This is a genomic window from Actinoplanes sp. NPDC049118 (assembly GCF_040648555.1).
In the GTDB taxonomy this organism is placed as follows: Bacteria; Actinomycetota; Actinomycetes; order Mycobacteriales; family Micromonosporaceae; genus Actinoplanes.
This window is the reverse complement of the sequence record NZ_JBEZDY010000017.1, coordinates 179,137-188,473: the sequence shown is the minus strand read 5'-3', so window position 1 is coordinate 188,473 and position 9,337 is coordinate 179,137. Positions and strand designations below refer to the sequence as shown.

The following is a 9,337-nucleotide window of genomic DNA, read 5'->3' as shown; positions in this document are numbered from 1 at the left end:
CCGCAAAGCCGAACACTTCCAAGGCTTCGTCGACATCGCCTGCGCCCTGCTCAGCTACCGCCGACTCCAGAAGATCACCAAATGAGACGCGCCCTTAAGCGCTGGCTAACCACCCACCGCAACAGATCAGCTGCCCTGTCGGCCGGAGATTCACCGCACCCAAGGGCCTACCGGTCCGCCCGCGAGACAGCCGCACGAGCGCTGCGTGCCGAGGACGCCCGTCTACTCGGCCTCCCGACCGAATGCCACCCGAACTCCACCTCGACCGGCTACTACTACACGCGGCGGTAACTCCACGCCAAGACGACGGTCAGAGTCGACCCTCCACGCTGACGTTGGTGCACCGTCGGCGGGGGCGTCCGAGGCGGCGGCATGCCAACGGGCTTCGGTCATACCGAGCACCAGGAACCCCGCCGATGAGCCGTGCCAAGCGGGCGGAGGCGGTGCGCCGCGCGGCCGACCCGGATCCACACAGGCTCGGCAGCACCGCGTCGCTGAACCACCTGCTCCTCATGAGAATCCGCCGCCCGCAGGTTAACCGCAGCTAGGTCGGGACAGTCGGAGCCAGTATCAGCCAACTGCAAAAGCCTGGCCGGCAACGACATCGTTGAATGCGTGACCAGATCGCATTCCCAGCAAGGATGCGGGCCAGCGGCGACCGACGGATATGCGTCCAAGGGGGACGCGAGGCGCCGGGCGGATCGGTTCCATCGGTATTCGGATTCGCCGGTCACCAGTCGGTATCTACCGGCTGCGTGTGGTGCCCGGCCACGTGCGGTTGCCCCCATCAGCCGCACGTGACCGGCCCTGCATGACGACACCCCTGTCAGTGGGGAGACGCATTGTGCTGGTCATTTCTTCCCCGGCTAAGCCGGGCGCGCAAACCATTGCACCGACGGTTGCCGCGAATACTCCTCGGCCGCTGGGAAGCAGCAAAGAGCTGTCGGGAAATCCGGTGGCACACGACGAATTCGACGCCGGACGCCCTCTGGGGCAACCGGCAGTCGTTCGTGCTCGGCCGGTGCCGAACGAGTTCGGTCCTGCCCATGTCGCGGAGCGTGTGTGGCTGCGCGCCGCCGCGCTGTGTCCAGCAGCGATGGTCGCGGTGTCGTCGGCCGATGGCGGCGTGGGCCGGTCCACGCTGGTCGCCGCGCTCGGCGGCGTGCTGGCGCTCGCCGTTCCCGAACCCGTGATCGCCGTCGACATGCACCCCGTGCCATGGGGCGGCCTCGTCGACCGGGTCGGCCGCGCGAATGCGGGAACGACGTGGGACGCAGTCCGCGACCTGCACACCTTCACCAGCCGCCGCGAGGTCGAGCGATGGACCCAGCACGGGCCGTCCGGGCTACTCGCCCTGGTCGGTGAGACCGAGGGGCAGGGGCGGCGCCCGCCACGTCATGACGAGGCCGCCGCGGTCGTCGAGGCGGTGCGCCGGCTCTATCCGTTGACGGTGTGCGACGTCATGCCCGCGCTGATTGCCGGGATCTGGCGCACGCTGGCTGGCGCGCACGCGCCGGTGCTGGTCGCCCGAGCGACCACCGACAGCCTGCACCACACCATGCGACTGCTCGCCCATCTGCGAGCGGCTGGGCACAGCCAGGTCGTAGACCGCGGGGTGCTGGCCGTCGTCGCGTCCACACCGTCGACCGACCGCGATGTGCGCGCCGTGGTGGCGCAGGCCGCCACGGTGATGCCGACGGTCGTCGCGATTCCCTTCGATGCCCAGCTGGGCCGTCCGGAGCCGGTCGACGTGCGCCGCCTGCGGAAATCGACGCGGGCCGCGCTGGTGCAGCTGGCGGACGCGGTGATCGAGCGGTGCGCCGATCCCCGCGTCGCCCTGCCCATCGGCGCCGGCAGCAAGGAGCGCCCGTGATGTTCACCTTCCTGACCGGCTGGCTCGCCGTGCGGCTTCCCGCCGCGGTGCAGCAGGTTCTTGCCGCCCCGGCCCCGACCCCGTCTGGCGGGTCCGGTTTCGACTGGGACCGGGTGCATCCGGACGGGTCGGCGATCCCGAAGTCCGGCATCTTCTACACGATCATGAACGCCGTCATGTTCCTCGGCGGGGTGGCCGCGTTCTGCGGCCTGGTCGCCGGGGCGATCGCGTTCGCGGTCGGGCCGATCTTCGGCGCGCACATCGTCTCCGACCGCGGCAAGAGCATGATGTGGAAGGGCGGCCTGGTCGCGATCATCGTCGGCTCGGCAACCGCCATCATCGCCAGCCTGCTGGTGTTGTGACGCGCCCATGTCGACACCTGTCACGGCACCCACCGAAGCGCGGCGCCTCGGCCATCGCGCCCGGATACGACCGGGGTGGCAGAGAAACCGTTTCGGGCTGACGCGGGGCCTGCTGCTCCTGCTGCTCGTGCTGACCGGGCTGCTCGCCGGCGTGGTGCCCGCCTATGCGGCGCCGGATCCGAGCCCGACACCGTCGAGCCCGGTCGCCGATGCCGCCTGCGCGACGAAGGCTCCGGGCTCGGTGGCGTGGTGCATGCCCTGGGCCGTGCACGTCGACACCCCGGCGCCCGAGGGCCGCTCACACTGGGTGACCCAGTGCAGCAAGGCGATTAGCGCTGCCGACAAGAAGTCCTGCGCCGCCGCCTCGATCATCCTGGACCCCACGCCGCCCGATGGGACCGCATCGGTGTTGATGGACGGCCCCAGCACCGGCAGCGGCCCATCCGGGCTGATCAACTGTGCTGCGCTGTGGCCGGCCGGCTACAACCCGAACTCGCACCAGCAGCCGCTGTGGGACAGCAAATACGCCACCTGCCAGCAGCAGGTGAAGGTGTGGTCGGCGCAGATGTACGACCCGAACCCGAAGCGGCCGGACTGCGCGGAGACAGACGTCAGCTGCAAGGTCCAGCGCCGCGCGCAAGACGCGCTGAGCGCCGGCATCAGTTCCGGTATCCAGGGCCTGGTCGACGTCGTGGTGCAGGGCACCATCTTCCTGCTGTCCAAGCTGGCCATCTGGGTCTTCAAGGAAACGACGATCTCTTCGCCGGACCAGGCGTTCTACGACACGTACAACTCCCTCGCCGGTGTCCTCGTGGTGCTGATCTTCGTGTTCTTCATCGTCTCCACGATCATCAACGGGCTGCGGACCACGGCCGGCCCGGGGCCGTTGGCGACGCTCGGCGGCCTGGTCCGGGCGGTGCTGGGCATAACTTTCGCCGGGGGCATCGCCTTCACGATCGTCGCGGCCTGGGACCAGGCCACCAACGCGGTCATCGAGGCGAACGCGCGCGCCCCGTACGACCCGTCGCGGCTGGTCACCGGCTTCACTGAGCTCACCGCAGGTGCCGGAACGTTGTTCATCGCGTTGCTGCTGTCGCTGCTGGCCACGATCGGGCTGCTGCTGTTGTTCGTCATCATGCTGTTTCGCGGGCTGCTGGCCACCGGTGCCGCGCTGTTCGGGGCGATGGCGATGACCGGGCAGGTGATGCCGGAGACCCGGCACTGGGGCCGTCGCTGGTTCTGGACCGTCAATGCCCTGGGCAGCAGTAAGTTCTTCATCGCCCAGTTGTGGATTTACGGGTCGCGGTCGGCGTACGAGTCGGACAGCGTGATGAACGCCCTGCGGGCGGTGTTGCTGATCTGGCTGATGGTCGTCGCGCCGTGGATCCTGCTGCGGCTGACGACGATGTGGGACGGCTACCTGTCCGACGTCAACGCCCACGGCATCCTGTCGGCGACCGGCGGGCCGTTGCAGATCGGCGCCGACCTTGCCGACGGATTCCGTACCGGCGCCGCCGACGCCGGTGGGCCCGGCAGCAGCCCGGCGTCAGGTGCTGCTGGAGTGATGGACGAGAACACCGCCGGCATGCCGACCATCCCCGGGGGCGAGGCCGCCGGTATCGGTGACGGCGAGGGCCGGCAGGCGGCGGATGCCGCCGCGACCGGCGGCGACGGCGGCAAGGTCGGTGAGTCCGCCGACGATCCCGGTGCCGCGCAGCAAGGGCAAAACGGTGCGGGCGACGATCCGAACGCGCAGGAGGCCGACGGTATCGGCGCCGGCGCGACCAGCGCGGAACACGACATCAGCTCCGGGCAACTGACCGCTCCAGGGGATACGACCGGCGACCACGGCTCATTGCCGCTCACCCCGGCCGGGGCGCAGACGGCCGACCCGACCGGCGGCGCCATGACCGACCTCGTCGGCAGCCCGGCCGGTGATGCCGGCGGCGCAGCAGCTTCTCCTGGCGACGCCGCAGCGGCGATACCCGGCGACGCGGGCGACCCCGGCGACACGTCCACGCCGTCCGAGCCAGCCGGCCAGGGCTCGCCGCGCGGGGGAGCGGCGGGCTCGGGCGGCAGCGACGGCGCTGCCGCGGCCGCCGCGGACGTGCCGATCGTGCCGCTCTAACCAGACCTGCAACCGGGGGAGAGACCTCGATGAAATTCCAGTTCCCGCCACGCTCGACCCGCGGCGCCGTGCTCGGGTTCGCCTGGTCCCAGATCGCCCTCGTCATGGCCGGGGTCATCGCCGCCGTGCTCGCCCTGAACCTGCTCGTCGCCGGGCACCGCGCGGCGGCGATCGGCGCGGCGGCGGGATGTGCGCTGCTGGTGACGCTCGGCCTGCTGCGGGTCAAAGGTCGGCGGGTGACCGAATGGGCGCCGGTCGTCGCCGGCGCCCTGTTGCAGCGTCGCAGCGGGCAGAGCGAGTACCGCGGTGGCCCGTACGCCCCCAACGCGGTCGAGCAGTGGATGGATCTGCCCGGCCCGGCCGCCGCCTACGTGTGGCTGCCCGCGACCGCCGCGGACGGCACCACCCAGATCGGGCTCCTGCACCACCGCCGGGAGAAGACGGTGACGGCGGCGCTGGCCTGCTACGGCGCCAACCTGATCCTGGCCGACCGCGACGTACAAGGGCAGCGGCTGACGGATTGGGCGCAGCTGCTGAACATCCTGGGCAGCGAGTACGCCGATGCCGGCCTGGTGCGCTGGTCGGTGACCTCGAGGGCGGTGCCCGACACGGGCAACGCCGCGCAACGGTTTCTGGTGAACCGGGCCGTCGACACCAGCACCGCGGCATACCGGTCCCTGGCGCAGCTGACCGCCGCGGCGGCGCCGGCGGCGCAGCGCCACGAAATCTACCTGTCCGTGGTGTTCGACATCGCCCGCCTGTCCGGCGAGATCGCGCAGGCCGGAGGCACCGACGCGGCCATCGCCGCCGTCGTCCTCGACCGGCTGACCGGTATCGAAGCCGCCGTGAACGAGGCCGGCGTGACCACCGGCGATTGGCTGTCGCCCCGCGCGTATGCGGCGGTGATCCGCACCCAGTACGACCCCGACGACCAGGAGATCGTCGACCTTCGCGCCGGCACCACCGCCACCGACGACGATGGGCCGGTCGGGGCGGGCGTGCAGCCGCGGCTGGCCGGTCCGGTCGCCGCCCGGACACTGGGCTGGAACACCTACCAGCACGACTCAGGGCTGTCGCGCACGTTGTGGGTGGCGCAGATGCCGCGGCAGATGGTCGCCGCGACCTGGCTGACACCGCTCTACATGCGCAGCACCTCCCGCCGCGCCGTCACCCTCGTCGCCCAGCCCGTGCCCGCCGCGCTGGCACAGCTGGCGACCCGCCGCGACAAGGTCTCCAAGGCCGGTGACGAGGTCACCAAACGCAAACTGCGCCTCGTGCGCACCGCGCGGGAGGAGGACGAGGCCCGCGCGATCGAGCAGATCGACCGCGAGCAGGCGGCCGGACATGTCCGCTACCGGTACGCGCTGCTGGTCACCGTCACCGCCCGAACCCTTCCCGACCTGGACCGCGACGTCCGGGCGGTCAAACGCATCCTGTCGCGGGCCGGCTGCGAAGCGATCAGCCTCGCCGGCGAGCAGGACCAGGCCTTCGCCGCCGGCGCGCTGCCGCTGGCGCGCGGGCTCAAGCCGGCCCGGGGGTGGTCCGCATGACCCGCCGGGTCCTGCGCCGCGAAGGCTCCCTCGCCGACCGGATCAGCCAGCAGGCCGCCACCCGCGACCTCACGAAGGCGCAGGCCGTGCTCCTGCACGAACAGCGCGCCCTGGCACGGCAGACCGACCGACTGCTCGGCCCGGTCGCCGCGGGCGCACGGGGTGCCTACGGCAAGGCCGCCGGCCGGGTGTTCTGGCAGCTGCAGCTGCCACCCTTGGTCACCACCTCGGCCCAGCTGTGCAGCGTGTACCCGTTCGTCGCCGACCCCGGCCTGCCCGTCGACGGCCCGTTGATCGGCCTGGAGGTTTACTCGCGGTCGGCGTTCACCTTCTCGCTGCACGAGCTGTACCGGGCGAAGGTCATCACCGCCCCGAACATGGTCGTGACCGGCGAGATCGGCAGCGCCAAGTCCTCGCTACTCAAGACGCTGGCGTTCCGGGGAATCCCGTTCGGCACCCGATTCTACGGCACCGACTACAAAGGCGAATACGAGCAACTGGCCGCCCTCGCCGGGATCACACCGGTACGGATCGGGCCCGGCCTCGGCGTCATCATGAACCCCCTCGCCGGCATCCGACGGCACCCGCAGCAGACCGAGGAGCAGTGGCGCCAGCTACAACGCTCGCGCCGGCTGCTGCTGCTCGAAGGGCTCCTCGAGATCCAGCTCGGCGGGCCGTTGCAGGAGGCCGAACGGTCGCTGCTGGAGTACGCCGTCGACGCGGTCACCCGCGAACACGACGCCAGCCCAGCCCGGATGGCCACCCCCACCCTCAGCGCTGTGCTCGCGGCGACGGGCAACCCGGCGCTGTGGCAGCACCGCCTCGACCAGCTCGCTTACCCCCTCGACGTGTTCACCGCCGACTCTCGCCGGGTTCGCCTCGCCTTGGAGAGGCTGATCTCCGGTGCGCTCGGTGGGGTGTTCGACGGGCCGGTCTCCTCGAACGCCCGGCTCGACTTCAGCCAGCCCGGCGCGATCCTGGACCTGCGCACCATCCGCGCCAGCGATCAGATGACCGCGATGGCGATGACCTGCGCCCAAAGCTGGCTGGAAACCGAACTATCAGCGCCGGACGCCCCACCCCGGGTGTGCTTCTACGACGAGTTCGCGCTCATCGCCCGGCACCTGCCGCTGATCCGCCGCATGCGCGAACAACTCAAACTCGCCCGCGCGCTCGGGATCGCCAACGTCCTCGCATTTCACAGGTTCAGTGATCTTGCGGCATCCGGGTCGGCGGACTCCGAACAGGTCCGCATCGCCCGCGGTCTGATCGAGGACTCCGGCGTGCGGGTCTCCTACCGCCAGGCCACCGGCAGCCTCGAACAGGCCCGCGAATTCCTCGGCAGCTCGGACGTGGAGACCGACCTGCTGCGCTACCTGCGCCAAGGCGTCGGCCTGTGGAAGATCGGCACCCGCTCGTTCGTCGTCAAACACCAGCTGTCGCGGGCGGAGACGGCGATGGTGCACACCGACAGCCGCATGGAAACCCCCGACGACCCAGCGGCGCAGGTCGGCGGCGCCGACTACGACGCGCGCGTCGACGCCGTCACCGACTCGGCGGCCGTGTGATGGCCCGCCCACCGCTGTCCTCACCGGGGCACCGCCCGCCCCGGCAAGGCCTGCCCCGCGCCGACATCCTCGTCCGCCTGACCCTGCTCGGCCTCCTCGCTGTCTGCACCAGCACCGCGACGGTGTCGCTGTGGCTCGCCGGGCAGCTGTCCGCGGTCCTGACCGGCCACGGCTGGCCGACCACCAGCCTGCGGCAGGCACCGGGCATCGCGATGCGCCTCGCCGGGCACCTCGGCGACCTCGCCGCTGCCTGGCCCGCTCCGGGGCGTGCCGCCGTCGGGCCGGCATGGGTGGTGTACCTCCTGTGGGCGCTGCTGTTCACCGCCACGCTCGCCGCGATCGGTTTCCCCGTCCTGTATGTGGCCCGGACCCGGCTGCGCCGCAAGGGCTTCGCGACCCACGCAGACCTTCAACGCGCACTGTCGGCCGACGCGGTCCGCGCCCGCGTCGACGTCGTCCGCCCCGGACTCACGATCACCGACTCGGACGACGAACTCACCCGGGCTGCGAAAACCCGGCGCCGCAGCGACCCCCTCGAGATGGCCCGGTTCCTCGGCAACGACGCCGCCACCGGCCGGCCGCTGTACCTGGCCAACGAATACACGCTGCTCGCCGCGGCCGTGCCGCGCTTCGGGAACAAAACGACGCGGTACGTCATCCCGGCGGTCGCGGACGCGCGCGGCGCGGTCCTCACCACCTCCACGCGCCTGGACGTCGCGGAAGTCACCTACGACCGGCGGGCCGCGATCGGCCCCACCTTCATCTTCGAGCCGCAGGGTGAGATCCGCGGTGTCCCGCGGATGGCGTGGTCGCCGATCGAAGGCGCCGACGATCAGATCGTCGCGATGCTGCGCGCGAATGGGTTCGCCGCCGGCTCCGGCATCGGCGACGAGAGCGTGGAGAACGGCAAATGGTTCCGCGACCAGGCTGCCACCATCCTGCGCGGACTGTTGCATGCCGCTGCCCTCGACGAGCACGCCACCATGCTGGAGATCCTCGCCTGGTCGCAGAACCCGGCGAACTCGCGGCCGGAGCGGATCCTCCGCGCGCACGGCGTCGACTCGTGGGCAGACCGGCTCACCCGGCACCGCGAAACCACCGGCCGGGCCCGCGACACCATCCAAACCGTCGTCGCAGGCGCCCTCGACGCGTTCAACGACCCCCGCGTCCTGACCGCCTGCTCGCCGCCGCGCGGCACCCAGTTCAAACCGGTCGACTGGCTGCGCGAGTCCGGCACCATCTACCTCGTCGGCACCCGCGACGCCCAAGCCCTGATCGCTCCGCTGCTCGCCGCGTTGAGTGAGGACATCCTCTACCAGGCCAAACGCCTCGCCCTGACCGCGCCCGGCGGGCGGATCGAACCGACGTTGTATTTCATCGGCGACGAGATCACCAACATTGCACCGCTGCCGTCGCTGCCCAGCTTGATGAACGAGGGCGGCGGCTCCGGGATCGCCGTGTCGGTGTTCGCGCAGAACCTGCACCAGCTGCGTGAACGCTGGGGCGACAAGGGCGGCCGGGCCATCGCCGACTCCGCCAGCGCCCGCCTGCTCATCGGCGGCAGCAGCGACGTCACCGGCCTGCGCGACGCCCAAGCCCTCGCCGGGCAGGTCAGCGACACCACCTCCAGCCACTCCTGGGGCGGCGGCCGCGCCTCGGTCAGCGAAAACACCCGCCGGGAGAACCTCCTGGACCTGGCCGACCTGCGCACCCTGCCCGAAGGCCGTGCCCTCGCACTGGTCGGCAACCTGCCCCCGGTCGAACTCACGGTGCCCGCCTGGTGGCAGCGCCCCGACGCCGGCGCACTGACCGCCGGACGCGACGCCTTCCGCAAACGCCTCGCCGACGGAGCCTGA

The 9,337-nt window shown here is 71.2% G+C and carries 6 protein-coding genes; all 6 read left to right on the top strand.

What is annotated here, in order from left to right:
* The first annotated feature begins 844 nt into the window (after positions 1-844).
* The 6 genes from AB0B58_RS26775 to AB0B58_RS26750 are packed head-to-tail and all read left to right on the top strand — an operon-like array spanning position 845 to position 9,337.
* Positions 845-1,873: a hypothetical protein gene (locus AB0B58_RS26775; protein WP_360229004.1), complete on the top strand. Its 1,029-nt coding sequence runs from the start codon at positions 845-847 to the stop codon at positions 1,871-1,873.
* A complete protein-coding gene (locus AB0B58_RS26770) occupies positions 1,873-2,235 on the top strand; it encodes a hypothetical protein (RefSeq protein ID WP_360229013.1) in 363 nt (120 codons plus the stop codon). Before AB0B58_RS26775 ends, AB0B58_RS26770 begins: the two co-directional genes overlap by 1 nt.
* A 7-nt stretch (positions 2,236-2,242) precedes the next feature.
* The gene (locus AB0B58_RS26765) at positions 2,243-4,363 is read left to right on the top strand and encodes a hypothetical protein (RefSeq protein WP_360229001.1); all 2,121 of its coding nucleotides are present in this window, start codon (positions 2,243-2,245) and stop codon (positions 4,361-4,363) included.
* 29 nt (positions 4,364-4,392) lie between these two features.
* Positions 4,393-5,913 (top strand): SCO6880 family protein, encoded by a 1,521-nt coding sequence (locus AB0B58_RS26760; protein WP_360228999.1) that lies wholly within the window; start codon positions 4,393-4,395, stop codon positions 5,911-5,913.
* Positions 5,910-7,481 carry a hypothetical protein gene (locus AB0B58_RS26755; protein ID WP_360228996.1) on the top strand — a complete coding sequence of 524 codons (1,572 nt, stop codon included), beginning with the start codon at positions 5,910-5,912 and terminating at the stop codon, positions 7,479-7,481. Before AB0B58_RS26760 ends, AB0B58_RS26755 begins: the two co-directional genes overlap by 4 nt.
* Positions 7,481-9,337, top strand: a complete 1,857-nt coding sequence (locus AB0B58_RS26750; RefSeq protein WP_360228993.1) for a TraM recognition domain-containing protein — start codon at positions 7,481-7,483, stop codon at positions 9,335-9,337. The genes AB0B58_RS26755 and AB0B58_RS26750 overlap by 1 nt, the downstream gene beginning before the upstream one ends.

Excerpts from the sequence above, each read along its gene's own strand:
- AB0B58_RS26770 (WP_360229013.1), top strand. The coding sequence starts at position 1,873 with ATGTTCACCTTCCTGACCGGCTGGCTCGCCGTGCGGCTTCCCGCCGCG.
- AB0B58_RS26765 (WP_360229001.1), top strand. The coding sequence starts at position 2,243 with ATGTCGACACCTGTCACGGCACCCACCGAAGCGCGGCGCCTCGGCCAT.
- AB0B58_RS26760 (WP_360228999.1), top strand. The coding sequence starts at position 4,393 with ATGAAATTCCAGTTCCCGCCACGCTCGACCCGCGGCGCCGTGCTCGGG.
- AB0B58_RS26755 (WP_360228996.1), top strand. The coding sequence starts at position 5,910 with ATGACCCGCCGGGTCCTGCGCCGCGAAGGCTCCCTCGCCGACCGGATC.
- AB0B58_RS26750 (WP_360228993.1), top strand. The coding sequence starts at position 7,481 with ATGGCCCGCCCACCGCTGTCCTCACCGGGGCACCGCCCGCCCCGGCAA.